This is a genomic window from Chelativorans sp. AA-79, assembly GCF_029457495.1.
Taxonomy (GTDB): domain Bacteria; phylum Pseudomonadota; class Alphaproteobacteria; order Rhizobiales; family Rhizobiaceae; genus Chelativorans.
This window is the reverse complement of record NZ_CP120361.1, coordinates 2,378,232-2,404,522: the sequence shown is the minus strand read 5'-3', so window position 1 is coordinate 2,404,522 and position 26,291 is coordinate 2,378,232. Positions and strand designations below refer to the sequence as shown.

28 protein-coding genes and 1 pseudogene are annotated in these 26,291 nt (G+C 62.9%); 18 read left to right on the top strand and 11 right to left on the bottom strand.

Annotation, left to right across the window (positions count from 1 at the left end; genetic code table 11):
- Positions 1-37 precede the first annotated feature (37 nt).
- The 14 genes from PVE73_RS11635 to PVE73_RS11570 all read left to right on the top strand — a co-directional run bounded on the left by PVE73_RS11635 (position 38) and on the right by PVE73_RS11570 (position 12,807).
- Complete coding sequence (locus tag PVE73_RS11635; protein ID WP_277367070.1) at positions 38-652, top strand: DNA-3-methyladenine glycosylase I; 615 nt, start codon at positions 38-40, stop codon at positions 650-652.
- 144 nt (positions 653-796) lie between these two features.
- Positions 797-2,782, top strand: coding sequence for a conjugal transfer protein TraG (locus tag PVE73_RS11630; protein ID WP_277367069.1), 1,986 nt, complete (start codon positions 797-799; stop codon positions 2,780-2,782).
- 7 nt (positions 2,783-2,789) lie between these two features.
- Positions 2,790-3,212, top strand: coding sequence for a ribbon-helix-helix protein, CopG family (locus PVE73_RS11625; protein WP_277367068.1), 423 nt, complete (start codon positions 2,790-2,792; stop codon positions 3,210-3,212).
- 167 nt (positions 3,213-3,379) lie between these two features.
- Positions 3,380-4,363, top strand: a complete 984-nt coding sequence (gene trbB, locus PVE73_RS11620) for a P-type conjugative transfer ATPase TrbB (protein WP_277367067.1) — start codon at positions 3,380-3,382, stop codon at positions 4,361-4,363.
- Complete coding sequence (locus PVE73_RS11615) at positions 4,360-4,692, top strand: TrbC/VirB2 family protein (RefSeq protein WP_277367066.1); 333 nt, start codon at positions 4,360-4,362, stop codon at positions 4,690-4,692. The genes trbB and PVE73_RS11615 overlap by 4 nt, the downstream gene beginning before the upstream one ends.
- Complete coding sequence (locus tag PVE73_RS11610; RefSeq protein ID WP_277367065.1) at positions 4,692-4,970, top strand: VirB3 family type IV secretion system protein; 279 nt, start codon at positions 4,692-4,694, stop codon at positions 4,968-4,970. The genes PVE73_RS11615 and PVE73_RS11610 overlap by 1 nt, the downstream gene beginning before the upstream one ends.
- Before the next feature lie 8 nt (positions 4,971-4,978).
- Positions 4,979-7,222 (top strand): conjugal transfer protein TrbE, encoded by a 2,244-nt coding sequence (gene trbE / locus PVE73_RS11605; RefSeq protein WP_277367064.1) that lies wholly within the window; start codon positions 4,979-4,981, stop codon positions 7,220-7,222.
- Positions 7,219-7,980 (top strand): P-type conjugative transfer protein TrbJ, encoded by a 762-nt coding sequence (trbJ, locus tag PVE73_RS11600; protein WP_277367063.1) that lies wholly within the window; start codon positions 7,219-7,221, stop codon positions 7,978-7,980. The genes trbE and trbJ overlap by 4 nt, the downstream gene beginning before the upstream one ends.
- Positions 7,981-7,991: 11 nt before the next feature.
- Positions 7,992-8,366 (top strand): putative entry exclusion protein TrbK-alt, encoded by a 375-nt coding sequence (trbK-alt, locus tag PVE73_RS11595; protein WP_277367062.1) that lies wholly within the window; start codon positions 7,992-7,994, stop codon positions 8,364-8,366.
- 4 nt (positions 8,367-8,370) lie between these two features.
- Entirely contained in the window at positions 8,371-9,723 is a 1,353-nt protein-coding gene (trbL, locus tag PVE73_RS11590) for a P-type conjugative transfer protein TrbL (protein WP_277367061.1), read from the top strand.
- Positions 9,723-10,406 carry a conjugal transfer protein TrbF gene (gene trbF / locus PVE73_RS11585; protein WP_277367060.1) on the top strand — a complete coding sequence of 228 codons (684 nt, stop codon included), beginning with the start codon at positions 9,723-9,725 and terminating at the stop codon, positions 10,404-10,406. Before trbL ends, trbF begins: the two co-directional genes overlap by 1 nt.
- Positions 10,403-11,380: a P-type conjugative transfer protein TrbG gene (gene trbG, locus PVE73_RS11580; protein ID WP_277367059.1), complete on the top strand. Its 978-nt coding sequence runs from the start codon at positions 10,403-10,405 to the stop codon at positions 11,378-11,380. Before trbF ends, trbG begins: the two co-directional genes overlap by 4 nt.
- Positions 11,377-12,564, top strand: a complete 1,188-nt coding sequence (locus PVE73_RS11575) for a TrbI/VirB10 family protein (RefSeq protein WP_277367058.1) — start codon at positions 11,377-11,379, stop codon at positions 12,562-12,564. Before trbG ends, PVE73_RS11575 begins: the two co-directional genes overlap by 4 nt.
- 3 nt (positions 12,565-12,567) lie before the next feature.
- A complete protein-coding gene (locus PVE73_RS11570; RefSeq protein WP_277367057.1) occupies positions 12,568-12,807 on the top strand; it encodes a DUF2274 domain-containing protein in 240 nt (79 codons plus the stop codon).
- Here the strand turns inward: PVE73_RS11570 and PVE73_RS11565 are convergent.
- From PVE73_RS11565 to PVE73_RS11535, 7 genes and pseudogenes are all read right to left on the bottom strand, one after another.
- Positions 12,740-13,441, bottom strand: a complete 702-nt coding sequence (locus PVE73_RS11565) for a LysR family substrate-binding domain-containing protein (protein WP_277367427.1) — start codon at positions 13,439-13,441, stop codon at positions 12,740-12,742. The two genes, PVE73_RS11570 and PVE73_RS11565, sit on opposite strands and share 68 nt — an antisense overlap.
- A 168-nt stretch (positions 13,442-13,609) precedes the next feature.
- Positions 13,610-13,789: pseudogene (locus PVE73_RS11560) on the bottom strand (LysR family transcriptional regulator); the annotation flags it as partial.
- Positions 13,790-13,895: 106 nt separating this feature from the next.
- The gene (locus PVE73_RS11555; protein ID WP_277367056.1) at positions 13,896-14,549 is read right to left on the bottom strand and encodes a BON domain-containing protein; all 654 of its coding nucleotides are present in this window, start codon (positions 14,547-14,549) and stop codon (positions 13,896-13,898) included.
- A gap of 282 nt (positions 14,550-14,831) precedes the next feature.
- Complete coding sequence (locus PVE73_RS11550) at positions 14,832-15,332, bottom strand: nucleotide exchange factor GrpE (RefSeq protein ID WP_277367055.1); 501 nt, start codon at positions 15,330-15,332, stop codon at positions 14,832-14,834.
- Positions 15,333-15,387: 55 nt separating this feature from the next.
- Positions 15,388-17,289, bottom strand: a complete 1,902-nt coding sequence (gene dnaK, locus PVE73_RS11545; RefSeq protein WP_277367054.1) for a molecular chaperone DnaK — start codon at positions 17,287-17,289, stop codon at positions 15,388-15,390.
- A 296-nt stretch (positions 17,290-17,585) separates the two neighbouring features.
- A complete protein-coding gene (locus PVE73_RS11540) occupies positions 17,586-18,098 on the bottom strand; it encodes a hypothetical protein (protein WP_277367053.1) in 513 nt (170 codons plus the stop codon).
- 216 nt (positions 18,099-18,314) lie between these two features.
- A complete protein-coding gene (locus PVE73_RS11535; protein WP_277367052.1) occupies positions 18,315-19,151 on the bottom strand; it encodes a universal stress protein in 837 nt (278 codons plus the stop codon).
- A 515-nt stretch (positions 19,152-19,666) separates the two neighbouring features.
- Between PVE73_RS11535 and PVE73_RS11530 the strand changes: the two genes are divergently transcribed.
- Positions 19,667-20,707 carry a zinc-dependent alcohol dehydrogenase family protein gene (locus tag PVE73_RS11530; RefSeq protein WP_277367051.1) on the top strand — a complete coding sequence of 347 codons (1,041 nt, stop codon included), beginning with the start codon at positions 19,667-19,669 and terminating at the stop codon, positions 20,705-20,707.
- A gap of 293 nt (positions 20,708-21,000) precedes the next feature.
- Complete coding sequence (locus tag PVE73_RS11525) at positions 21,001-21,831, top strand: aldo/keto reductase (protein WP_161138489.1); 831 nt, start codon at positions 21,001-21,003, stop codon at positions 21,829-21,831.
- A gap of 230 nt (positions 21,832-22,061) precedes the next feature.
- Here the strand turns inward: PVE73_RS11525 and PVE73_RS11520 are convergent, their stop codons facing one another.
- The 4 genes from PVE73_RS11520 to PVE73_RS11505 form a co-directional block, all read right to left on the bottom strand.
- On the bottom strand, positions 22,062-22,565 hold the full coding sequence (locus PVE73_RS11520) for an Hsp20/alpha crystallin family protein (protein ID WP_129608313.1): 504 nt from the start codon (positions 22,563-22,565) through the stop codon (positions 22,062-22,064).
- Between the two features lie 9 nt (positions 22,566-22,574).
- Positions 22,575-22,958: an Hsp20/alpha crystallin family protein gene (locus tag PVE73_RS11515; RefSeq protein WP_161138488.1), complete on the bottom strand. Its 384-nt coding sequence runs from the start codon at positions 22,956-22,958 to the stop codon at positions 22,575-22,577.
- A gap of 11 nt (positions 22,959-22,969) precedes the next feature.
- Positions 22,970-23,410, bottom strand: a complete 441-nt coding sequence (locus PVE73_RS11510; protein WP_277367050.1) for an Hsp20/alpha crystallin family protein — start codon at positions 23,408-23,410, stop codon at positions 22,970-22,972.
- A 242-nt stretch (positions 23,411-23,652) separates the two neighbouring features.
- Positions 23,653-23,976 (bottom strand): hypothetical protein, encoded by a 324-nt coding sequence (locus tag PVE73_RS11505; protein ID WP_205520530.1) that lies wholly within the window; start codon positions 23,974-23,976, stop codon positions 23,653-23,655.
- Between the two features lie 221 nt (positions 23,977-24,197).
- On the opposite strand from PVE73_RS11505, the gene PVE73_RS11500 reads away from it, so the two are divergent.
- Together PVE73_RS11500 and PVE73_RS11495 are read left to right on the top strand one after the other, a co-directional pair.
- Complete coding sequence (locus PVE73_RS11500) at positions 24,198-25,289, top strand: LuxR C-terminal-related transcriptional regulator (protein ID WP_277367049.1); 1,092 nt, start codon at positions 24,198-24,200, stop codon at positions 25,287-25,289.
- Between the two features lie 321 nt (positions 25,290-25,610).
- On the top strand, positions 25,611-26,270 hold the full coding sequence (locus PVE73_RS11495) for a helix-turn-helix domain-containing protein (protein ID WP_277367048.1): 660 nt from the start codon (positions 25,611-25,613) through the stop codon (positions 26,268-26,270).
- The last annotated feature ends 21 nt before the right edge of the window (positions 26,271-26,291 follow it).

Here is a 26,291-nt window from a genome sequence, read left to right as displayed (position 1 = left end):
CGCGGACACGGCAAAGGCAGGAGTGAGGAGATTATCAATGGGAAGAACGGTAATCGGACCGGACGGGGCGCCGCGTTGCGCCTGGTCGAACGCTGCGCCGGAGTTTCTTGCCTACCACGACGATGAATGGGGATTTCCCGTCAGTGATGATTACCGCCTGTTCGAAAAGCTGAGCCTGGAAGGTTTTCAGTCCGGACTGAGCTGGCGCACCATTCTGGCCAAGCGTGAGAACTTTCGTGCGGCCTTTCACGATTTTGACTTTGACAGGATCGCACGCTTCACAGAGCGTGACGTCGAGCGCCTGCTCAAGGATGAAGGCATCGTCCGCCATCGCGGCAAAATCGAAGCGGTCATCAACAACGCGCAGCGCGCTCAGGAACTCGCGAGACAAGAAGGCTCGCTCGCGGCCTTCATCTGGCGGTACGAGCCAGACGACAAGCAGCTCGCAAGCCCGCAGACCGCCTCGACCTCCGCAGCGTCGATCGCGCTGTCGCGAGAACTCAAGAAGCGTGGCTGGAAGTTCGTCGGCCCGACCACCGTCTATGCGTTCATGCAGGCGATGGGCCTAATCAACGATCACGTCGAGCAGTGTATCGCGAGAGCCAAGGTCGAGCGCGCGCGCAAGAGCTTCATAACGCCAGCCCGTTGTTGAGGCATTGCGCCCAATTCCTCCCGCTCGTGAGTACGATAATCCCTGTATTTCTCCGCTACAGCGCGACGACCCGCGAAGCAGGCGAAACGCGCTTGAAAATCCCAAGCAAATCTCCCGATCTCTCCTCCAGATGGAGATGATCGGGTGTCTGGATCGAAAATCCTCTGGGGACAGCTCCTCGCGGTTTGTGCGGCGGTTCTCGCCACGACCTCGATTGCGACGCAGTGGACGGCTTGGCAACTGGGCTTTCAAGCGCAACTCGGCGAGCCGTGGTTCTATCTATTCGGTTGGCCCGTTTACTATCCACCATCGTTCTTCGTGTGGTGGTACTTCTACGACGCATATGCGCCCGCCATTTTCGTGCGCGGCGCAATCATTGCCGCCTCCGGTGGCTTCATCGCGATCTTCGTCGCCATCGCCATGTCGGTGTGGCGGGCGCGTGAGGCAAAGAACGTCGACACCTATGGGTCGGCGCGATGGGCGCGCCTCGACGAGGTGAAGGCGGCAGGCCTTCTCGGTCCAGATGGTGTCGTGCTCGGGAAACTGGGACGCGACTACCTCCGGCATGACGGGCCAGAGCACGTCCTCTGCTTCGCCCCAACCCGCTCCGGCAAGGGTGTTGGCCTCGTCATACCATCGCTGCTCACCTGGCCGGGCAGCGCCATTGTCCATGACATCAAGGGCGAGAACTGGCAGCTCACCTCCGGATTTAGGGCGCAGCACGGTCGCGTCCTGTTGTTCGATCCGACCAACCCAAGCTCATCGGCGTACAACCCGCTGCTGGAAGTGCGCAAAGGCGAATGGGAGGTCCGGGACGTCCAGAACATCGCCGACATCCTCGTCGATCCCGAAGGTAGCCTTGAGAAGCGTAACCACTGGGAGAAGACGTCCCACGCACTCCTGGTCGGGGCGATCCTCCACGTGCTCTACGCTGAAAAGGATAAGACGCTTGCCGGCGTCGCTTCCTTCCTCTCCGACCCGCGACGCCCGATCGAGTCGACGCTTGCCGCGATGATGAAGACCGCGCATCTGGGCAAGACAGGTCCACATCCGGTCATCGCCAGTGCTGCGCGCGAGCTGCTCAACAAGTCCGACAACGAGCGAAGTGGCGTCTTGAGCACCACCATGTCCTTTCTCGGCCTATATCGCGATCCGGTCGTTGCCGAGGTCACGCGCCGCTGCGACTGGAGGATCACCGATATCGTCGGAGGACCGACGCCGTCGACTCTCTACCTCGTCGTGCCGCCATCGGACATCGCGCGCACCAAGCCTCTGATCCGCCTGATCCTCAACCAGATCGGCCGACGCCTTACCGAAGTCCTTGACACGAAGGGCCGGCGTCACCGGCTCCTCCTCATGCTCGATGAGTTTCCCGCCCTCGGTCGCCTGGATTTCTTCGAAAGCGCCTTGGCGTTCATGGCAGGCTACGGCCTAAAGAGCTTCCTCATCGCGCAGTCGCTGAACCAGATCGAGAAGGCCTACGGGCCGAACAACTCGATCCTCGACAACTGCCACGTCCGGGTCAGCTTCGCGACCAACGACGAAAGGACCGCCAAGAGAGTCAGCGACGCGCTCGGCACCGCGACCGAGATGCGGGCCATGCGCAACTATGCCGGTCATCGGCTAAGCCCCTGGCTCGGCCATCTTATGGTCTCGCGATCCGAGACGCCGCGACCGCTGCTGACACCGGGTGAGATTATGCAGCTCGCTCCCACCGACGAGATCGTCATGGTGGCCGGCACGCCACCACTTCGCGCAAAAAAGGCCCGCTACTTCGAGGACCCACGGTTCCAGGAGCGTATCCTTCCGCCGCCAGAAACCACCAAGATGACCACGCCGCGGCCGAACGACTGGACGGCTATGCCCCTGCCGCCGCGCCCAGCGTTCGAGCTGCCGGAATCATCGAGCGGACGCGACGACGACGATCCCACCGGCTCCGAGAAGCGGCGCCAGCCCGAGCTCACCCGCATGGCGGCGGTGGAAAAGAAGGCCCCGATGGAGAACGAGTTCGAGATCGACCAGGTGGATGACGATCCGGGCGACGCGGCGCGCATGAGCCGCGTGAACCGTCTGATGCAAGGCATCGCGCGCCAGGTCTCGCTCGACCCCAACGACGGCATGGAGCTGTAGGGACGCCATGCCGATTCCCGGCAAGAAGCAGCGGCTTTCGGTTTACCTCGAACCAGAAATCATGAAGGCGCTCGCCGAATACGCGGCGCGGCGGGGCCAATCGCGCTCGCTCGTGGCCGAAGCTGGGATCGCCTCGTTCCTATCACCCGACGCAGCCGAACGGCAGGAGGCGGCGATTACGAAGCGACTCGATCAGCTCGACCGGCGCATGACACGCCTCGAGCGTGATCTTGGCATCGCGATCGAGACGCTGGCGGTTTTCGTCCGGCACTGGTTGACGACAAATCCACCCCTGCCCGAGCCGGCCCAAGCCGCCGCGCGCGCCCAGGCGGGCGAGCGGTACGACGCATTTGTTGCCGCGCTCGGCCGCCGGCTCGCCAAGGGCCCGCGGCTTCGTCAGGAAGTCTCCGAAGACGTCCCGGCCGAATAGAGCCAACGACCCCGCACAAGACTGCCGCCGTTCCGCCGTTTCCCTGTATTTGCACGCCACAATACGCCGATCACATTGCGGTTGTTGCGTCGCCCGAATTTCTGCCTCTTCTACTCGTCCCCGATCCAGGGCCGCTCTCGAGTGGTCCCGCGAAGAACGGGGACGACATGGCGAATTCCTTCCAGCAAACAGAGGCGATACTTCGCGGCACGCGCATGCTGCGAACTGCCCTTGGGCCAGCGGTCGCCGGATTCCTGGAAGACCCGTCGATCGTCGAGGTGATGCTCAACCCCGACGGGCGGCTCTGGATCGACCGGCTCGCCGAGGGCCTTGCCGACACAGGCGAGCGCCTGTCCGCCGCTGACGGAGAGCGCATCGTCCGCCTCGTCGCCCACCATGTCGGCGCAGAAGTCCACGCCGCAAGCCCCCGCGTGTCGGCCGAGCTTCCCGGAACGGGCGAGCGTTTCGAAGGCCTGTTGCCGCCCGTCGTCGCTGCGCCGGCCTTCGCAATCCGCAAGCCGGCGGTCGCGGTATTCACCCTCGACGACTACGTCGCCGCCGGCATCATGGCGCTCGAGCAAGCTGCTGTTCTGCGAGAAGCCATCGCCGCCCGAGCGAACATCCTGGTCGCGGGTGGGACGAGCACCGGCAAGACAACGCTCACGAATGCGCTCCTGGCCGAGATCGCGAAGGGATCGGATCGCCTCGTCATCATCGAGGACACACGCGAGCTTCAATGTACGGCCCCGAACCTCGTGGCCATGCGCACGAAGGATGGCGTCGTCTCGCTTTCCGAACTCGTTCGCTCCTCGCTTCGCTTTCGTCCCGATCGCATTCCCATCGGCGAGGTGCGTGGCGCGGAGGCGCTGGATCTCCTGAAAGCCTGGGGAACCGGGCACCCCGGGGGCGTCGGCACCATTCACGCCGGTACCGCCATCGGGGCGCTGCGCCGTCTTGAGCAACTCATCCAGGAAGCTGTCGTCACCGTCCCGCGCGCGCTCATCGCAGAGACCATAGACCTTGTCGCTGTCCTCAGCGGCCGCGGATCATCGCGCCGTCTCGCCGAGCTCGCGCGCGTCCATGGCCTGACGTCCAACGGCGACTACCGCGTCACACCCGCAACCGAACCCGTCACAGGAGATCATAGGTGATCCGCAACCTTCAGAAACTCCGTCGTCATCTTGCTGCAGCAACCGCGGCCGCTGTCGTCAGCATCGCGCTTGCACCCGCCGCACATGCCTCCGGCTCCTCCATGCCGTGGGAACAACCGCTCGAACAGATCCTACAGTCGATCGAAGGACCGGTCGCCAAGATCATCGCGGTCATCATCATCATCGTCACCGGCCTGACCCTCGCCTTCGGTGACACGAGCGGCGGCTTTCGGAGACTCGTCCAGATCGTCTTCGGTCTCTCGATTGCTTTCGCGGCCAGCTCCTTCTTTCTCAGCTTCTTCAGTTTCGGCGGTGGAGCGCTCGTGTGATGGTGGGCATCGCCGACAGCACCGAGGTCCCGGGCTTCTCAGTGCCCGTCCACCGCGCGCTGACGGAGCACATCCTGCTCGGCGGCGCGCCAAGGTCGATCGCGATCCTCAACGGGACGCTGGCGGCCGCTCTCGGCCTCGGCCTACGGCTTTGGATCGTCGGCCTCGGGCTCTGGGCGCTCGGCCATTTCGCGGCGGTATGGGCTGCGAAGCGCGACCCGATGTTCGTCGAGGTCACGCGTCGGCATCTCCGCGTCCCCTCCTTTCTAGCGGTCTGAGCCGGACCATGATGAACCTCGCCGAATATCGCCGAACCGCCGCTCGCCTCGCGGATTTCCTGCCCTGGGCTGCTCTCGTCGGAGAAGGCGTCGTTCTCAACAAGGACGGCAGTTTCCAGCGGACGGCACGTTTCCGCGGGCCAGATCTCGACTCTGCCGTTCCAGCCGAGCTGGTCGCGGTCGCCGGCCGTTTGAACAACGCATTCCGCCGCCTTGGATCGGGCTGGGCGATCTTCGTCGAGGCGCAGCGCTACGGCGTCGGCGCCTATCCGGCGAGCCGGTTTCCCGATCCCGCGTCCGCTCTGGTCGATGCGGAGCGCAAGGCCGATTTCGAAGAAGAGACGGCGCATTTCGAGTCGAGCTATTTCCTGACCTTCGCCTATCTCCCACCAGCCGAAGAGGCCGCGCGCGCGGAGAACTGGCTCTACGAAGGCAAGGCCGACCGAAGCGTCGATCCGCGCGAAATCCTGCGCGCGTTCGTCGATCGCACCGACCGCGTGCTTCAGCTCATCGAGAACTTCATGCCAGAGTGCTTCTGGCTCGATGACGCCGCGACGCTGACTTACCTGCACTCATGCATCTCGGCGAAGCGGCACCGCGTCCGCGTCCCCGAGACCCCGATGTATCTGGACGCGTTGCTGGCGGACCAGCCCCTCACCGGAGGCCTCGAGCCGAAGCTCGGCGATGCGCACCTTCGCGTCCTGACGATCGTCGGCTTTCCAAGCGCCACGACGCCCGGACTCCTCGACGAACTCAACAGGCTTGCCTTTCCCTACCGCTGGTCGACCCGCGCGATCCTGCTCGACAAGACCGACGCGACCAAGCTCCTTACGCGCATCAGACGGCAGTGGTTCGCAAAGAGGAAAAGCATAGCCGCCATCCTCAAAGAGGTCATGACCAACGAGGCTTCGGCACTCGTCGACACGGATGCCGCGAACAAGGCGGCCGATGCCGATCTCGCGCTTCAAGAACTTGGCGCCGACTATGCGGGCCAGGCCTACGTCACAGCGACGGTGACCGTGTGGGATGCCGACCCACGCATCGCTGCTGAAAAGCTCCGTCTCGTCGAAAAGGTCGTTCAGGGCCGCGACTTCACGGCAATGGCCGAGACGATCAACGCGGTGGACGCATGGCTCGGCTCATTGCCGGGCCATGTCTATGCCAACGTCCGTCAGCCGCCGATCTCGACCCTTAACCTCGCACACATGATCCCGCTGTCGGCTGTCTGGGCCGGCCCGGAACGGGATGAGCACCTTGGCGCGCCCCCCTTGCTGTTCGGCAAGACCGAGGGCTCGACGCCGTTCCGACTTTCTCTTCACGTCGGCGACGTCGGTCACACGCTCGTGGTCGGCCCGACGGGGGCCGGAAAATCGGTACTGCTCGCGCTGATGGCGCTCCAGTTCCGCCGCTATCGGAACTCGCAGGTCTTCGCCTTCGATTTCGGAGGATCGATCCGCGCCGCGGCGCTCGCCATGGGCGGCGACTGGCACGATCTCGGCGGCGGGCTGACGGAAGGATCGACGGAGAGCGTTGCCCTGCAGCCGCTCGCCGGCATCCAACATGTGCCAGAGCGCGCGTGGGCGGCCGACTGGATCGTCGCGATCCTCGCGCGCGAGGGAGTCGCGATCACGCCGGAGGTCAAGGAGCTTCTCTGGGCTGCGCTGACCTCGCTCGCCAGCGCGCCGGTCGCGGAGCGGACGATCACGGGCCTCGCGGTCCTGCTCCAGTCCAACGACCTCAAGCAGGCGCTCCGGCCATTCTGCGTCGGCGGCCCCTACGGTCGCCTCCTTGATGCCGAGCACGAACATCTCGGCGAAGCATCGGTGCAGGCCTTCGAGACGGAGGGCTTGATTGGCACCGGTGCGGCTCCGGCCGTGCTCGCCTATCTCTTCCACCGCATCGGGGATCGGCTCGATGGCCGGCCGACACTCCTTATCATCGACGAGGGCTGGCTTGCCCTCGACGATGAGGGCTTTGCGACGCAATTGCGGGAATGGCTGAAGACGCTGCGCAAGAAGAATGCGTCCGTCGTCTTCGCCACGCAGTCGCTCTCCGATATCGACAATTCCCCCATCTCGCCGGCCATCATCGCGCTGACGGCCGCGTCATCGAAGTCCGACCAACAGGACATCGCGCGCATTTACGCGGAGGCAGGCCGCGAAGGCTTTCTCACGGCCTGGCTGCGCCACCGCGGCGTCGACTGGGCCGCCGATCTTGTTCCCGATCTCACCAATCTGGAGACCACCCCATGATCATTCGTCGCTCGCGCGCGGCACTTGTCGCCGCGTCTCTCCTGTCGCTCCCGATCGCGATTGCTCCCCTCGTGACCCCGCCTGCATCGGCACAGTGGATTGTCTACGACCCCACAAACTACGTGCAGAACGTGCTGCAGGCGGCGCGCGCCTTGGAGCAGATCAATAATCAGATCACGTCGCTTCAGAACGAAGCCGAGATGCTGATCAACCAGGCAAGAAATCTCGCCAGCCTGCCATATTCCTCGCTGCAGCGCCTAGAACAGTCGATCCAGCGCACGCAGCAGCTTCTCGCCCAGGCGCAGGGCGTCGCCTTCGACGTTCAACAGATCGACCAGGCATTTCAGACGACTTACGGCAATGCCTCGCTGTCTGCGTCCGACCAGCGGCTCATCGCCGACGCGCGAACACGGTGGCAGCATACCGTGGGCGGCTTGCAGGACGCCATGCGCGTGCAGGCAACGGTCGTCGGCAATCTCGATACCAACCGCGCTGAGATGTCGGCGCTCCTCGGCCAGAGCCAAGGTGCGACCGGCGCCCTGCAAGCCGCGCAGGCCGGTAACCAGATCCTCGCCCTTCAGGCGCAACAGCTCGCAGACCTGACCGCGGTCGTCGCCGCCGATGGCCGCGCGCGTGCGCTCGCCGAAGCGGAACGCGCGGCGGCAGCCGAGCAAGGCCGCGAGCAGCGCCGACGCTTCCTTACACCCGGCGCCGGTTACCAACCTGGCAACGCGAGCATGTTCCCGGACGGCAACTGAGAGGCCTCGTCATGGACGGAAAAATGCTCGCCCGGCTCGGCGCCGTCGCCTTCGTCGCGATCGCGATCACCGCGACGGTCATCGAACTGAGCCGGAAGGAGGAGCGGTCGGAGATGGCCCCCGCGCACCCAGTGCAGGCGAATGCGGAGGACACGCTGCAGGCAGAGCTCTTCCGCTGTCAGAGCCTCGGTGAGGCGGGTCCGCGCGATCCCGCTTGCCTGCGCGCCTGGGCGGAGAGCCGCCGGCGTTTCCTGACCGCTGGGAGCCCGAACAGGGCAGCGGATCGGGAGCAGTCGCGAACGCGCGGCGGGGCGCCCGCCCAAGGCTCGTCAGCGCACGAAGCGCATCGTCGTGAGGCGACGCCGCACACCGAAGACGCCGAGTAGCGCCATGGGGGACACCGGCGTCATCGACCACTTCCTGGAGGTCTTCACCCGCTACATCGACAGCGGGTTCGGACTGCTGGGCGGCGAAGTCGCGTTCATCGCGACGACGCTGATCGTGATCGACGTCACGCTCGCCGCGCTGTTCTGGAGCTGGGGCACGGATGACGACATCATCGCCAGGCTGGTCAAGAAGACTCTGTTCGTCGGCGTCTTCGCCTACATCATCGGCAACTGGAACAATCTCGCCCGCATTGTCTTCGAGTCCTTCGCCGGGCTGGGCCTCAAGGCGTCCGGCACCGGCTTCACCACAGCCGATCTCCTGCGTCCCGGCCGTGTCGCGCAGACCGGTCTCGACGCCGGCCGGCCGCTTCTCGAGTCGATCTCCGGTCTCATGGGCTACTGGTCGTTTTTCGAGAACTTCATCCAGATCGCCTGCCTCTTTCTCGCCTGGGCGCTGGTGCTGCTCGCCTTCTTCATCCTGGCGGTGCAGCTCTTCGTGACGCTCATCGAGTTCAAGCTGACTACGCTCGCGGGCTTTGTGCTCATTCCCTTCGGCCTGTTCGGCCAGTCCGCGTTCATGGCGGAGCGCGTGCTTGGCAACGTGATCAGCTCCGGCATCAAGGTTCTGGTGCTGGCCGTCATCATCGGCATCGGCTCGACCCTCTTTGGCGAGTTCACCACGGGCTTCGGCGGCGCCAGCCCGACCATCGACCAGGCCATGGCGATCGTTCTGGCGGCGCTGTCGCTGCTTGGCCTCGGCATTTTCGGTCCCGGGATCGCCAGCGGCATCGTCTCCGGAGGCCCACAGCTCAGCGCCGGCGCCGCGGTCGGCACAGGGATCGCCGCGGGTGGCGCCGCCGTCGCCGCGGGCGCGGCAGGCGGGCTTGCAGTGCGTGGCGGCGCTGCGGCGCTTTCAGGCACGGCCGCTGCCGCGCGCGGCGGAGCCGCCGTCGCAGGAGGCGCGACAACAGCCTACAGCCTTGGTGCGGCCGGGCAATCCGGCGCTGCCGGCGTGGCTTCGGGCCTCGGCGGTGTTGCGCGCGCCGCAGGCAGCGCCGCCGTCTCGCCGCTGCGCCGGGTTGCCACCGGTGCTGCCGGCAGCGTGCGAGCCAGCTACGCACAGGGCGCTCAGTCGGCTTTCGAAGCGACGGGTGGTGCATCGACCATGAGGAGCGTCGGCGGCAGTGCTGCCGAGGCGCCGGCCGCGCCGGCGTCTGACGGTCCGCCGGCCTGGGCCCGCCGCATGAAGCGCTCTCAACACATGACCCACGGCGTCATGGCCGCCGCTCACGCGATCCGCGGCGGCGACAGTCACGGCGGCGGCGCCTCCGTCCACCTCTCCCAGCGAGACCAATAATGTTCAAACGGCCATCGACACACTACGGGAAGACGCCCGAACCAGAAACACCCTACCAGCGCGCCGCTCAGGTCTGGGACGAGCGGATAGGCTCGGCGCGCGTGCAGGCGAAGAACTGGCGCCTCATGGCGTTCGGCTGCCTGTTCCTGTCCGCTGGATTCGCCGCGGCGCTCGTCTGGCAGTCGGCCCGTGGCACCGTTGTGCCTTGGGTGGTTCAGGTTGACAACCTCGGCCAGGCGCAGGCCGTGGCGCCCGCGATCGCGGACTATCGCCCCACCGATCCGCAGATCTCCTACCACCTCGCCCGCTTCATCGAGCAGGTCCGTGGACTACCCGCCGACCCGATCGTCGTACGCCAGAATTGGCTGCGCGCGTATGAATTCACCACTGATCGCGGTGCGGCGGCGTTGAACGACTACGCCAGGGCGAACGATCCGTTCACACGCGTTGGCCGCCAGCAGGTCGCCGTTGAGGTGTCCAGCGTGATCAGGGCGTCCCCCGACAGCTTCCGCGTGGCGTGGACCGAACGCCGATACGAAAACGGCCAGCTCGCAGCGACGGAGCGCTGGACCGCCATCATCACCGTCGTTCTGCAGCCTCCGCGCGATGCCGAAAGGCTCCGCGCCAATCCGCTCGGCATCTACGTCAATGCGATCAACTGGTCGCGGGAGATGGGGCAATGAGTCCGATAGGCGCACCGGCCAGGCCGGCTTTCCTTAAACCCGCCTTTCTGTGCCTCGTGCTCGCAGCACTGGCGCTTGGCGGATGCGCGACCAACAAGCCGCCGCAAATCAGCTACGACTCCGACGTGCCGCCGCTCCCTCCCGTGCCTGCCGCGCTCATCGATGAGCGACCGCGGCCATTGCACATACCACCGGCCTGGACTCCTACCCGCGGAGGAGCCGCGTCGAATTCGCCGACCGGCCGGGTCGAGAACGCCAACGCCGCTGCCCGCGTTGAACCCCGTCGCGAGGGCTATTTCAACGCGATCCAGATCTATCCCTGGAGCGAAGGCGCGTTGTATCAAGTCTATGCCGCACCCGGTCAGATCACCAACATCGCGCTCGAGCCGGGCGAGAGCCTGACCGGCGCCGGACCGATCGCCGCTGGCGATACCGCGCGCTGGATCATCGGCGACACCGAGAGCGGGTCGGGCGCCACCCGGCGCGTCCATGTGCTCGTGAAGCCGACGCGCGCGGACATCTCCACCAATCTCGTCATCACCACCGACCGACGCATCTACATGATCGAGCTCCGCTCCGGCACGAGCCCGTACATGCCGGCGGTGGCGTGGGCTTACCCGCAGCCGCCCGCTTCGCAGCGTCAGGCCATGCCGGCAGCACCGATCATTCCGGCCCGCGCGGCCCGCAACTACCGCTATGCCTTGACAGGCGACAATCCGCCCTGGCGGCCGGTCGCCGTTTATGACGACGGGCGACGTGTCTATGTCGAATTCCCGCGCGGTATCGTCCAGGGGGAAATGCCGCCGCTCTTCGTCATCGGCTCGGAAGGCGAGCTGCAGATCGTCAACAGCCGTATCCACCACAACATCCTGATCGTCGATCGTCTTTTCGGCGCCGCAGAGCTTCGCCTTGGCAGTGGCGATCGCCAGCAGACGGTCAGAATCGTGCGATCCGATGGAAGGCCATCGTCATGAGCGACATTGACAATCCCGGCCGCGATTCGGGGACGGAGGGAGAACTGAATTCCGCAGCTCCCATGAGGCTGCGCGGAGAGCCGCCACGTGTCACCCGGCTGTCGCGGAAGGCGTTGACAGCGCTCGGCCTGATCGCGTCCCTTTGCCTGGGAGGCGCGCTGATCTACGCGCTTCAGACCCGTAGCGCCGGTACCAGCAGCGAGGAACTCTACTCGACGACAAACCGCCCCACGGCGGACGGCCTCGCCGGCCTTCCGCGCGACTATACTGGCCCGCGGCTTGGACCACCGCTGCCCGGCGATCTCGGCCGCCCGATACTCGACGCCCAGAATCGTGGCCAACCGGTCGTGCCTCCGCCAATCCGCCCGACGATCGACCCCAATGAGCAGCGCCGCCTTGCCGAGGAGGAAGCGGCACGCACCAGCCGCGTGTTCTTCCAAACCGAGGCACGCGCACTTGCGGTGCCGACCCGGCCGGGCGACGCGGCAACTACCGTGAATCCGACCGGCCTCGGCCTTCCGGGTCAAATCAGCCTACCCACCGCCCAGGACCGACAAGTCGCCTTCCTGAACGCCGCAATCGATCGCCGCACCATGGCGCCCGATCGTGTGCTGGCGCCGGCATCGCCTTACGTACTTCAGGCCGGCGCCGTGATCTCGGCTGCTCTGATTACCGGCATCCGCTCAGATCTGCCGGGGCAGATCACCGCGCAGGTGACAGAGCACGTCTACGACAGCCCGACCGGCCGCATCCTTCTCGTCCCACAGGGCACTCGCATCATCGGCCAGTACGACAACGCGGTGCAGTTCGGCCAGCGCCGTGTGCTCCTCGTGTGGAATCGTCTCATCTTCCCAAATGGCCGCTCAATCGTGCTCGAGCGCCAGCCGGGAGCCGATACGCAGGGCTATGCCGGCCTCGAGGATGGCGTGGATTATCACTGGTGGGATCTCGCGAAGGCGGCCGGTCTCTCCACACTTCTCAGTGTGGGAGCGGAGTTGGCGATCGATGACGAGGACCGATTGCTCCGCGCAATCCGCAACGGCGGACAGGACACGATCAACGACGCCGGCCAGCAGATCATCCGGCGTCAGCTTAATGTGCCGCCGACGTTGACGGTCCGACCTGGTTTTCCGGTCCGCGTGATCGTCACACGCGATCTCGTCCTCGAGCCGTACGGAGGATGATCAGTGACAAAGCTGAAGCTGGGGGCCCTGGAAGACGACAAGCCGGTTAAAGTGACGGTAGAACTACCTGCCGCCGTCCATCGGCAGTTGGTAGCTTATGCCGATGTCCTCGCACGGGAGACCGGTAAGCCCGTCCCCGATCCTGCCAAGCTCATCGCGCCAATGATTGAGCGATTCATGGCGACTGATCGGGCATTTGGGAAGGCTCGCCGCGGCCCGGGATCGCGGCCCCCCCAGCCTTGACCTGCCGCCTCTCACCATCCGCTTTACCGGTCCTGCCGTTGGCGTCGGGCCGCTGGCGCGACATTGCTTTGGCAAGACTGAGCAGCCGCCTCAGGGCCGGATTGTCATTCTGGCGCGACCAGATTGCGCAGAATGGTAGCAAATGCCCGCTGAGCGGCCTATACGCGATGCCAGGAAAGCGGTCCGCTGTCGTGGCCTCGCTTGTCAGGGTTAGCCCCTGACTCATCGCCACCAGATGCATGAGATTGTCCCGTCCGACCGCGTGGCGCTCTACACTCGGGTGGTGGCCAAGGTCGGCCAAGTGCTTGACAAGGTAATCTTCGATCTCAGGTCCGGGATCACACTCGCTTACAATAAAGCGATACGCGCGGAGGTCATTCCATGTGAGCTTTCGCCGTCCCGCGAGTTCATGCGCCACGGGCAGAACGACGAATATCCGTTCTGTCCAAAGGTGCTCCCGATCGCAGTCGTCTGCGGTCGGTGTGCCTGTCAGAAAGGCGATATCGATCTGAAGACGTCGAACCGCTGACAAATGCGCGGCAGGCGCCCCTTCCACCAGGTCGAGCCGGACAGCCGAATGTCGTTGACCGTAGGTGCGCAGCAAGTCCGCCAGAAAGCCACCGGCCAATGACATAAATATTCCCACGCGAATACTGCCGACTTCCCCACGACCACCTAAGGCTGCGTCCGATGCAGCATGTCTTATGTGGTTCAGTGCGCGGCGGGCCCGGCCTACGAAGGACTGTCCGGCGTTTGTAAGGCAAACGCCGCTGTGGCCGCGTACAAACAGCGAGACGCCGAGTCGATCCTCCAGGTCGCGAATTCTTCGGCTGATTGCCGATTGCTCGACATTGAGTGTGCTTGCAGCACCGCGAAAGCTGCCCGCTTGTGCGGCAGCTATCACATAGCATAGCTGTCGCACTTCAATGCGGAGGCTCGCATGCCCGGCGAGCGGCAGCCGCGATCTAGGTCCATATGGCATGCTCTTCACCGATACAGAACCGCGTTAAATCTGAGCCGGCTTTTTCTCAAAGCCCGCGTGAAAGGGCGGACGTCGGTCCGCCCCTCCGCTTTTGGGTGACGAGCGCCTACACGGCAATCGTGATGCGATTGTCGACCTTGGTGACCCCCGGCGCTCGCCACGCGGCCCGCTCGGCCTCCTGACGTTCTGCCCAGGAGCGCACCGAACCGGTGAGCGTCACTTCGCCGCCATTTGTCGTCACGATGATGCGGTTAGCATCGATCTCGGCGCTGCGCTTGAACGCGTCTTCGATCTTCGCCTTGATCTCGGATGGAGCAACGCGAGGCTTCAAAGTGATCAGGTTGGAGATTCCCTTCAGGCCTTTCAGGCCGCGCACCGCCCGTTCCGCACGTGAGCGCTGGTAATCCCACTCCACGTTGCCTTCCAGCGTCGCCCAGCCGCTCTTCACCACCACCTTGATGTTCTCGTGCGCATACGGAAGCTCGGTCTTGATCGCGGCCACGGCCTCGCGCGCCAGTTCCGGGTCAGGGCGCTGGTTTTCCGAGGGCAGCCGCACCTCGATATCGTTCGCCACGCCGAGCACGCCCGACACGCGCTTTGCCGCCCGCTCGGCCTCATATTTCTGCGCATAGCTGCGCACGAAGCCGGTGAGCGTCACGACGCCCGACTTGACGGCCACGCCGATGTCGGTGGCGTCGATGTCAGGGTCCCACTTCAGTTCGGTTTCCACATCGCGCTTGATGTCGCTGTCGGATCTCATTGTCGTGCTTCCTTTCGCTGTTAGGGCATGGCCGCACTGCGAGGGCCGGCGCCCGGTCCTCCACAACTTGCAGCCAGACGAGGCTACTGCCGGCCAGGTGGAGCGCGCTGACGTGTGTCAGTTTCGGGCGAGGAGCAGCAGATTCACCTAAAGCGACAGTCGTTCGAACAATGCGAATGGCACTGTCAATCAGCGGCTGAGCGACGCTGAGGTTTCGAAGTTAGTGAAGCGACCGGCGATGACCGTCAGGCTGGCACCCGCAGATCGAGAAAGCCGGAGCAACTACGTCTTGGGGTGATCGGAAGACCGATTATCAGCAGCCGCGACAGCAACAATAGCTGGACGTACCAATCTGCCGTGGAGCAGATAGCCTGGCTGCAAAACCTCGACGACCGTGCCTTCCGAGACAGTCGTTTCGATTCGTAGATACACCGCCTGCTGCTCGCGCGGGTCAAACCGTTGTCCTATCGGATCAATCCTGCGCACGCCATGACGGGCGAGAGCCGACAGTAATGAATATTCACTCGCCCGAACACCGGCGATGAGTGATGCCGCCGAGGCCTTACCCGCATCCATGCACGCGTCCTCGATCGAGGTGTTCAATCTCTCAAACGTGTCGAGCAGTTCCCCCGCGAAGCATCCGACTGCCCGCTTCACGGCCTCATCCCGCTCGCGTCGCATCCTCTTGCGAATGTTCTCCTGTTCGGCGAGAGCGCTCATGAGTTCGCGCTCGAGTTCAGCGAGCCTCGCCTTGTGCTCGACGGCAGGCGCTGTCGGCGCCATCGATCGAAGATCCGGCCCAGTCCCCCGATCGATCCGCGTCCTGGTAGCGCGAGGATCAGACATCGCGTTTGTCGTCCTTGTCGTCCAACTCCTCGAAGTCCGCATCGACGACATCCTCGCCGGTCGATCTCTGTCCGCTCGCACCACCGGCGGAGCTGTCGTTCAGCTTCGCTTTGAAGTTCAACAGGGCGATCTGCAGCATTTGCGCCTTGGCTTCGATCTCTGCGGTCGAGTCGGTACCAACCACCGACTTCAAATCCTCGATTGCCTTCTCGACCGCTTCCTTCTCTGCGGCCGGCGCGTTGTCCTTTGACTCGTCGAGCGCTTTCTGGCTTGCCGCAATCTCGGAGTCTGCCCTGTTCCTCGCCTCGACCAGCGCCCGCCGCTTCTTGTCGGCTTGGGCGTTTGCCTCAGCCTCCTTGATCATTCGCTCGATATCTGCCTGCGACAGGCCCCCCGAGGCCTGAATGCGAATCTGTTGCTCTTTCCCTGTTGCCTTGTCCTTCGCCGAGACATTCACGATGCCGTTCGCGTCGATGTCGAAGGTCACCTCGATCTGGGGAACGCCACGAGGCGCGGGGGGAATACCAACGAGATCGAACTGGCCGAGCAGCTTGTTGTCGGCCGCCATCTCGCGCTCGCCTTGAAAGACGCGGATCGTGACCCCGGCCTGGTTGTCTTCCGCTGTCGAGAAGACCTGACTCTTCTTGGCCGGAATGGTCGTATTGCGCTCGATGAGGCGGGTAAACACCCCACCAAGAGTCTCAATGCCGAGCGACAGTGGTGTCACATCGAGCAGCAGCACATCCTTGACGTCGCCTTGGAGCACGCCGGCTTGGATCGCCGCGCCAATCGCCACCACCTCATCGGGATTGACGCCCTTGTGCGGCTCTCGGCCGAAGAGGTCGGTGACAGTTTGGTGGACCTTCGGCATTCGCGTCATGCCGCCAACGAGAACAACCTCGTCGATTTTCTCCGGCTTGATCTTCGCATCCTTCATTGCGTCCCGGCAGGGCTTTTCCGTGCGATGGACTAGGTCGTCGACCAGTTCCTCGAGCTTGGCGCGCCTGAGCTTGATCTCAAGATGCTTCGGGCCATTCTGATCGGCCGTGATGAAGGGCAGGCTGATGGTGGTTTCCAGCGCCGAGGAGAGCTCGATTTTGGCCTTCTCCGCCGCTTCCCGGAGCCGCTGTAACGCAAGCCGGTCATTGCGCAGGTCGATGCCCTGGTCTTTCTTGAACTCGCTTGCGAGCCAGTCGATGATCCGCTTGTCGAAATCTTCGCCGCCCAGGAATGTATCGCCATTGGTGGCCTTCACCTCGAACACGCCGTCACCGATCTCGAGCAGCGAAATGTCGAAGGTTCCGCCACCGAGGTCGTACACCGCGATCATCCCGGCCTTCTTTTTGTCGAGGCCATAGGCAAGAGCGGCGGACGTCGGCTCGTTGATAATCCGCAGCACCTCGAGGCCGGCAATCTTGCCGGCATCCTTCGTCGCCTGCCTTTGGCTGTCATTGAAGTATGCAGGAACGGTGATCACCGCCTTCTCGACCTTCTCGCCGAGATAGGCTTCAGCGGTCTCCTTCATCTTCACTAGTATGTACGAGCTGATCTGGCTCGGACTGTACTTTTTGCCCTGCACCTCAACCCATGCATCGCCATTGTCGGCCCTGACAATCTTGTAGGGCACAAGAGCCTTGTCTTTTTCCACCATGGGGTCGTCATAACGCCGGCCGATCAGACGTTTGATGGCGAAGATGGTGTTCTCGGGATTTGTTACCGCCTGTCGCTTCGCAGGCTGGCCAACGAGAATTTCACCGTCGCTCGCGAAGGCCACAATGGATGGTGTCGTGCGTCCACCCTCCGCGTTTTCGATGACTTTGGTCTGGGAGCCTTCCATGATCGCGACGCAGGAATTCGTCGTACCCAGGTCGATGCCGATCACCTTGCCTGTCATGCTGTGTCTCCGTCAGTCGGGAATTTCGATGCAACACCTGCCCCGCAGTATGGCCGAGGGGCAGGTCATCGACGTTGACGGACGTCAGTCCGACGGCAATGCAATCGGCTGGACAGGACAGTCAAGCTTGCCAATCGCCGGCCGCCAAGCGACGAGGTCGGCGGACTCGCGCCAACCGTGCAGCGGTGTACGCGCCGCGCTCCAGCACGGGCGGTTTTCAGTCGGCTGGTTGTGCGGACCCGAAACTAAAGCCACCTTGCCGCAAGCCCCGTAGAGAGGCCCGATCTCTTGCGGCCTTAACTTCCGGTGTGCGCGTCTCTTTCCAGCCACGGGTCCGGCTGAACGTTCGCAAGAGGCACGTCTTCCAACCGCTTCACGATATCAATCTCATGTACCCGGATCGCTTCGGCGCCGAATTTTGCCAGAATCTCCTGTGCTTCCGCTTCCTTCTCCGCGGTACGGGCACGCACCCAGAGCACAATGCCGCCAGACATGAGCTGAAGCTCGAGCTCCTCCGCCTGCTTGTTGCCAAGCAGTCGAACTGCAGCAGTGCCGATGCCCGCTCCGACCGTCCCGGCTGCCATTGCGGCTGCGGCGATCACTGCGAGACTTCCGCCGGAAGCGACGACGGACATCACGGCCGCCGTGGCGCCAACATAGAAGAGGATTCCCGCCACGCCGGCGGTCGCCGTTGCGAGATCGTCTCGGGCGACAAACGCCCGACGCGGGGTCCCCGGCACATCGGCGATCTCCTCCGGCGGAATGTAGAGCATGCCCAGACAGCGCCTGACCGCTTCGAGCTCACCCATGATGTCAATATCCGCTCGGTCGAAACCTGCATGCAAGAGGGCTTCGATTGCATCCTCGAGAGTGTCTTTCCTATGAAATACGCCGGCCACTTCACGGACCTTCCGCGTCTCAAGAATCCCCTCGTCGTCTGGATTCGTCATAATCATCGATCCTTCGCAGCGGCCGGCAGAGACCGCTACGCGCCGGCTCATCCCCAGAAACCAATGGACAGCATTTCAATGCGCCATGACGAGCGACACTGGCGACTTGCGAAGGAGCTGGTACGTCGCTCCCCCGAGCAACCATTCCCGCAACCGGGAATGGCCGTAGCCGCCCATGATAAGCAGGTCACCCTTGCGCGCAACCACTTCGTCCGCCAGCGCCGTCGCGACGTTGCCAAGCCCCTGCCTCGCAACCCGCTCCAGCGCGGCGCTGATGCCGTGTCGTCGAAGATAAGCAACGAGTCTATCATCCTGCGTCGCGGTCAGAATTGACTCGCCTTCCCCGCCGATGCGGAGCACAGTGACTGCTTTCGATTTCTCAAGATACGGCAATGCCTCGGCTACCGCCCGTGTTGCTTCGCGGCTGCCGTTCCAGGCAATCACCGCATGCTGAAAACCCTCGTCGAAGCTCCTCTGATCTGCCACGAGGAAGATGTGCCTTCCCGCCTCGAACAGGGTTTCCTCCACCACGTCGTGCAGTTCAATCGCATCATCCTCATCGCTGAGGCGAAGACCGACGAGGGCGTCTGCCGTCCGGCATTCCCGTGCCGTGAGACGCGCCTGCTCATGGGCGTACGCATCGATTCGACGCACTTCGGATGACGACGCTAGGCCTTTCAGGCGGTTCTTGATCTTGTCCTCGAACTCTCTTCCTGCCGTCTGTGCCTGATCGAGAAGTCGGGACCACTCGTTCACGTTGACCACGCTGTCGACGATGGTTGGGTCTGGCAAAACGTTAATTATCAATCCAATCACATGGGCATTGAACAATTTCGCCAGACTTTCCGTGGCCGCGAGCCTGAAATCGTCTCCGCCCGTTCCGTCGAGTCTGACCACCAACACCTTAATCATGCTCTCCTCCTAAGGCGCGACCACGACCGACCTCTTGAATTCAAGGTCCGGATCATCCTGGTAGGATGAGGGCCCGCGGCTGGCCGTTCACTGACGTTCGTCAGCGTTGCTCAACATTTGTGATTGCCAGGGTGCGACGCAGTCGTCAGGAAGCGAACGGCACCGGCTTCGAACAACCGGCTCACCGGTTAAGCATCTTGTCCTTAGGCCACCGTCGAAAAGCGGCTCTCAATCCGACACAAAAAGTCACCGGAAGTGGCGCGGTACCGGAGCTCTCGAACGAGCCGTATCTGCGTCAGAGCCAGCTTTGAGGCGTGGCCCAGCGTGACGATCGTGAATTGCACCCTGATCACAGAGGCTGACGCGCCCCGGCAGTGCCGGGCGCAATTATCACGCTCATTTGGCGCGTACGCAGGCGCGTCCTCGCGACACTGACAAACGTCAGTGCAGGGCCAATCGTGGTGCTGATCTAGTGATTACTGCACGCCCCACCGATCGTCAGCGACGGAGAAACAATGAAAGCTCTCATCTTTGAAGGGCCCGGCAAGAAATCGCTCCAGGAGCGTGATATTCCGGCCGTCCAGAATCCGACCGACGCCATCGTCAGGGTGGCGAAAACCACCATCTGCGGCACTGACCTCCATATCCTCAAAGGTGACGTTCCCCCCTGCGCGCCTGGGCGCGTCCTCGGGCATGAGGGCGTAGGCGTCGTCGAGCAAGCGGGCGCAGGAGTGACGCAATTCAAGAAGGGCGACCATGTCCTGATTTCCTGCATCTCCTCCTGCGGCAAGTGCGAATATTGCCGGCGCGGCATGTATTCCCACTGCACAACCGGTGGCTGGATTCTCGGCAACACCATTGATGGCACGCAGGCCGAGTACGTCCGCATTCCTCACGCTGACACCAGCCTCTATCCTATCCCGGACGGCACCGATGAAGATGCACTGGTAATGCTAAGCGATATCTTGCCGACCGGCTTTGAATGCGGCGTGCTCAATGGCAAAGTCCAGCCGGGTGCTTCCGTGGCGATCGTCGGCGCGGGGCCTGTCGGCCTGGCAGCTCTGCTGACGGCGCAGTTCTACTCACCTGCAGAACTGATCGTGATCGATCTCGACGAGAACCGGCTCGAGGCCGCGAAGCGTTTCGGTGCGACAAAGACGGTCAAGGCCACCGGAGAGGAGGCAAAGCGGCAGCTTCTCCAACTGACAGAGAACAAGGGGGTGGATACAGCCATCGAGGCCGTCGGCATCCCCGCAACATTCGAGCTGTGCCAGGAGATCGTCGCCGCGGGCGGCGTCATCGCCAACATCGGCGTTCATGGTGTTAAGGCTGACCTTCATCTTGAAAAGCTTTGGTCGCACAATATCGCCATCACTACGCGCCTGGTCGACACGGTCACCACACCGATGCTGCTGAAGACCGTGCGATCCGGGAAAATCGATCCGAAAAAGCTGATCACTCACCGCTTCAAGCTCGATGCCATTCTCGACGCTTACGAGACCTTCTCGAAAGCATCAGATACGCGAGCGCTCAAGGTCATCATCGAGGCGGACTAGCGGGCGCCATCATTCAGGGCGGCCCCATCGCGGATCCTCGGCTGCCGGTGGGCGCTGGCAAAGCGGCGAGCTTTCGGCGGTTGGTGCCGGATAGGGCTGCCTACCTGCTTGGTCTCGCCGGGGTCGACAGGACGATCGGTCGGCCGGGCTTTCAGGCGGGACCACCCCAACGGCCCATACGGGATTTTACGATAAGGGATTCCCACAAACTCGCGTGGTCCGCACGATCAATCAGCCCGCCTCCGAGAACCTGTTCCGAAGGTTCAGCGCGGCCAAGCCCAATAGGAACCCTCATGCCTGCCACGATGAGGACGATACTTTTACCCGCCGGAGAGACGATACCACTGCTCGGACAGGGCACATGCGGGATGGGTGAGCACCGCGAATCGCACAAAGCAGAGGTGGCCGCACTGCGAACCGGCATCGACCTCGATATGACGCTCATCGACACGGCAGAAACCTATGGAGACGGAGGCGCTGAGGAGGTTGTGGGAGAGGCTGCTGCGGGTCAGCGCGATAAAGTCTTCATCGTTAGCAAGGTGCATCCGCATCGCTCCTCCCGTCTCGGCGTCCTGACGTCTTGTGACCGGAGCCTAAAGCGTCTCCGCACGGACTGGATTGATCTTTATCTGCTTCATTGGCGGGGTAACGTCGCGCTGAGCGAAACCATCGAGGCCTTCGAAACCCTAAAAGCCGCGGGAAAAATACGGTACTGGGGGGTCAGTAACTTCGGTATTGACGACTTGCGAGACTTAGCGGCCGTTCCGATGGGAAAATCCGTTCAGACCAACCAGGTCGCCTACAATCTCATGAGACGCGGCATTGAGCGCAATCTCCTGCCTTGGTGCCGGGAGAGGGGAATTCCACTCATAGCCCATTCACCCATCGAGCGAGGTCAACTCGCTCGCGAGGGAAGGCTGGCGCGCATAGCCGACCGATACGGGGTGAGCCGCGCCCGCCTGGCGCTCGCTTGGATCTTGAGCCAAGAGGGTGTCGTTGCCATTCCGAAGGCTGCAACCGCAGAGCATGTCAAAGATAATCGGGAAGCACTCGAGTTGCGGCTTGCTCCAGCCGATCTGGCTGAACTCAACCGGCTCTTTAGTCTGCAGATTGGGAATCGATAATCCCGAAGACGGTGGGCCGACGTCGTAGGCCGACCCGGCGGGCACGGGTGGGGATCGAGCAGCTGCACCCTCGATCACGAACCACTGCACGGATAGCGGACACTTCCGGCGATCTGGACACGCGGATGATCATCATACCGAGATGTTGGCTTGCTGCCCAAAGGAATGCCCGCCATCCGGGGGGCAGGATGGCGGGCAGGCAAGGCGGGTGGGGCTAAGAAGCGGCGATGTCAACCCGCCTGCACAGGGATACGCTTGACGTTGGCAAGGGCCTCGGCTGTCTTTGGAAGCACCACCGTCAGTAGACCGTTCTTGAATGTCGCGCTGGCCGCGTCGGGATCCACTCCCTCGGGTAGCGGCAAGGTGCGTTCGAAGGCGCCATAGGCTCGCTCGTGGACTATGAGCCCGTTGTCCTCTGATTGCCGGTCGGTCCTCTTTTCACCGCGGATCGTCAATTCTCCATCAACGATGGAGATGTTGACATCGTCTTCGGTGAGACCCGGCAATTCGGCCGTGACGGTTACTTCTTTGCCGCTATCGCTGACATCAACGCGAACGACATCGGCAAACTCAGACTGACCGAGCGCCGGAAATGAAGACGGTATTATCCGCCAGAAATTCTCAAATGCGCGATCGATGTCCTGCCGAAATGCGCGGATCGGGTCCGCCGGCTCCGTTCGCACGGCCACGTCCCGACGGGAGGTACGCCAAGGAATAAGATCGGTGATCCTCATTGTCTTTCCTCACGCGGCCTTGACAGGGATCTTGGCGGCGGGCGCAGGCGTCGCCTTCGGTAGCGTCAACCGCAGAACGCCGTCTTTGAACACAGCTTCGATTTTTGCCGCGTCGACAGGTTCGGAGATGACGAAGCTCCGCTCGTAGTTCCCATCCCGGTACTCCGCGTGCTGCAACGTACAGCCCTCGGGATGGCTTGACGCCGAGCGGGCTGCGATCCGCAGTACCCGCTTGTCGAGCGTCACATCGAGGCTGTCCGGATCGGCGCCGGGGACGTCGAGGACCATAAGCAGACTGGACTCGGTCTCGATGATATCTGTGGGGGGTACGAAGACCGGAACATCTCGTGTGGTCTCTGCAGCCACGCTTCCGTTGGTTTCCTGATCGGCCATGACTATTCTCCCTAAGAGCGGCTGACGGTGATCTTGCGGGGGCGATCGGCCTCCGGGCGAGGCAAGTCGAGGCGAAGAAGCCCGTTCCGAAACATTGCCGCTGCCTTGTCCCCGTCCACCCGAAACGGCAGCACCAGGCTGCGCGCGAAGGCACCGGCAACGCGCTCGCGACGATGCAGAATGTCGCCTTCGCCGACCGGCTCGGCCACGCGCTGACCACGAAGCGTCACTGTGTTCTGGTGGACGGTGATTTCGAGGTCGTCCGGCGAGACGCCGGGAATCTCCGCGGTGATGACGGCTCCGTCGGGACCCGTCCAGATGTTTATCAGCGGGAACTCGGGCGGCGCCGGCGCCCGGAGGCTGTCCATCAGGCGATTCATATCCTGTTGCATGAGCCGGATTTGGCGGAGCGGATCGAACCAGCGCCCCGCATTTCCCTGATAAGCGAGCATCACCGAACTCCCTTGCTGATGTTGCAGGTATGATGGCAGCTCAGCTCCGGGGTCAGCACTGATGACCGTCAGTTTCAGAGAAAAAGACGGACTCTTCGGTCCAGCAGTCCAGCGTGCTGCCCGAGACCTACGTGGGCGGGATTCCCATGCTCGCCAACGGCGCCGAGCCGTCGGGCGCAGCAACCCACATGCTGGTCTAGCGCATCCAGCTCTGGCGACCGTCCTGGATCGTCGATACGGCCTCAGCGACGCACGAGTTCGCCCCAAGCCGGATCCCAAAGGTCTTCATGCTCGAGCACGATCACGATCCTCCGGAACCCATAGCGCCGCTGAAGGTGTCGGGCCCGAGCCAGTGCGAGACCGACTTCGACCTCGTCACTCTCGTCCGGCCCAACTTCGGCCTCCTTCCGGGCATGCGCTATCCATCCGAGGGTGGCCCGCACAGGGGCCTTTCCCTGCCAGTCGAAGATGGTCACGATAATCTCGTTCCCGGCAGCTAGCCCGGGGTCATCGAGAACGGTGTAGATCGGTCGCTCCTTCGTAGTCACGTTCGTGTCCAACCTCATGACCTCAATTTCCGGTTCGTACTATCGCCGCTCCGTCTGGACAGAACATAGCCACCGCTGCAAATTTAGATTGTCCATCGATCCTGACAACTGCCCATGGCGGCTGATTGGGCTGGCCGCCACGAACACAAATCGAATTGTAGCCGAAATCCGATCCTGGTTGTAGCAGGCAAGACCCGATCCGCAGGATCTGTCGAACAACCCGATCGGCGGAGACGCGAATGCCTGAAGCGGAAAAACAGAACCTGGTCCGTGCGCTTGACGATCTCTTCCGCCTCTCCGCCCTTCAGGCGGACTGGAAGGATCTCGACGAGGATGCCGTCGCCGAAAGCCTCGCCTCGGTGCTCGTGAAGACCCTCCGTGCCGACTTTGCGTATGTGTCGATAGCAACACTGCACGTCGTGGTGGAACTCGCTTACGGGTCCAGCGGGCGCCTTCCGCCGGCATTCGTTCCCACAGTCCGCAATTCGCTCCTTAGTGCCGTCACCGATGGCGGGAAGATCCTTAGTCCCGTCAGCGGCAATCAGGTCACGGTCTACGCCACACCCATCGGCAATCACGGAGAGGCAACCCTTATCGTCGCATCGGAACGACCGGACTTCCCGACGGACGTCGAGGCGCTACTCCAGCGGATGGCCGCAAGCCAGGCCATGCTGGAGTTGCGCCGGCGCGAGAAGACCGCTCCCAATGCATATCTCGCTAGGCTCATCGAGGCTTCCTCCGACTTCATTGGAATCATGAACCTCCAGGGCCGGCCGCTGTTCGTGAATCCCGCCGGCTTACAGCACGTCGGCTTGGCCGACATGCGCGAGGCCTCGGAACTTCATATCGCCGATTTTCTGGCGATCGGCGACCGTGATCAGCTTCGCTACGGCGTGTGGCATCGACTTCTCTCCGAGGGGCACTGGACCGGCATGCTCCGGCTTCTCAATACCAAGTCCAAGGAAGCAAGGCCTTTCCTCTTCGATTGCTATCGCCTCGATCTGCCACCAACCGGCCCGGTCGCGATCGGCATCATTGGCAAGGAGGTCTCCAGCACCTCGAAGACATCGATCGAACTGAAGGACGGAACGTCTCCAGCGATCTCCGATGAACGGGAGGAAGCGGCTGCGCGCCTGCAGAGCCTCAGCGAGCGCGAACGGCAGGTGCTCGTCAGGCTAGCGGATGGCCAGGCGCACAAGGAAATTGCCCACGACCTTGGCATTAGTGTCCGTACCGTCGAAGTCCATCGCTCGCGGATGTTGCGGCGACTCGGGGTGAAGACCGTCGCTGAGGCGATCAAGCTTGCAGTTCTCGCGGGTCTGAAGGAATAGCGCCGCCCGTGGCGACGTTCACCGCCGACCTTATGGCCATGCCATCGGGTTGGGCGGTCGCAGCGCGCGCCAGCGCAAGCGGCCCGTCGAGATGAGAAACAGCATGCCTTGGCGTTGTTCGGGTAATGGCTCAGCATATGCCTTGCGGTCGTGTCGGCGAAACGCTCCAAGCTCCAATTCTACTACGAACAAGCCACTTTTGTCCGTTGAGAGAAGGCCCATAAGGGGATTCCACAAATAGTCCCTTACACGTGCCATTTCATATCCTCACCCCGACCGTCCCCCTTTCCTTGGGCGGTGCCGTTCTCGAAAGGGGTGTCAATGTTTCGTTCCTCAGGATGTGCCGACCCAGATTTTGGACCGCATAATAGTAGAAACGGGAAGGACATCCACTCGATCAGCATTCTGCGTACCTTTCATCGCGATCAAGACGTTTTTGAATGCGATCATCGTTGTGATTGGTGGTATCGTATTGTCTCGGGTGCTACGCGCAAATATCGAATTCGAAGCGATGGGCGCCGGCAGATCGCGGATATCCACCTGCCCGGAGACTTCTTTGGCTTCTCGTCAAATGAAAAGCACGGGTTTTCGGTTCAGGCGATAGTGGAAGGAACAACGATCGCCTGCTATCCGCGAAGGATGACGGAGGCTCTTGCGGATTCAGACCCATCGGTCGCCCGACTCATTCGGATGGGCACGTTTGCAGCAATCGAGAGGCTCGAACAGCAGATGCTAGTTGTCAGCACAATGTCGGCCCCTGAGCGCGTGAAGGCGTTCCTAGTGCATTTCCGGGACAGAGTTGGGCGGTCTGGCGAAGATGGTCTGGCCCTTCCCATCACGCGCTACGATATCGCCGACCTGCTGGGTCTCTCCACTGAAACCGTTTGCCGGGCGTTCACCGATCTTCGCGAGCGCGGCGCAATATCGTTGGAAGGCCCTCGACAGGTCACCATAATTCGGCCGGGGAGCGGTAAAGATTGATTTGTGCACGCCTCGACCCCG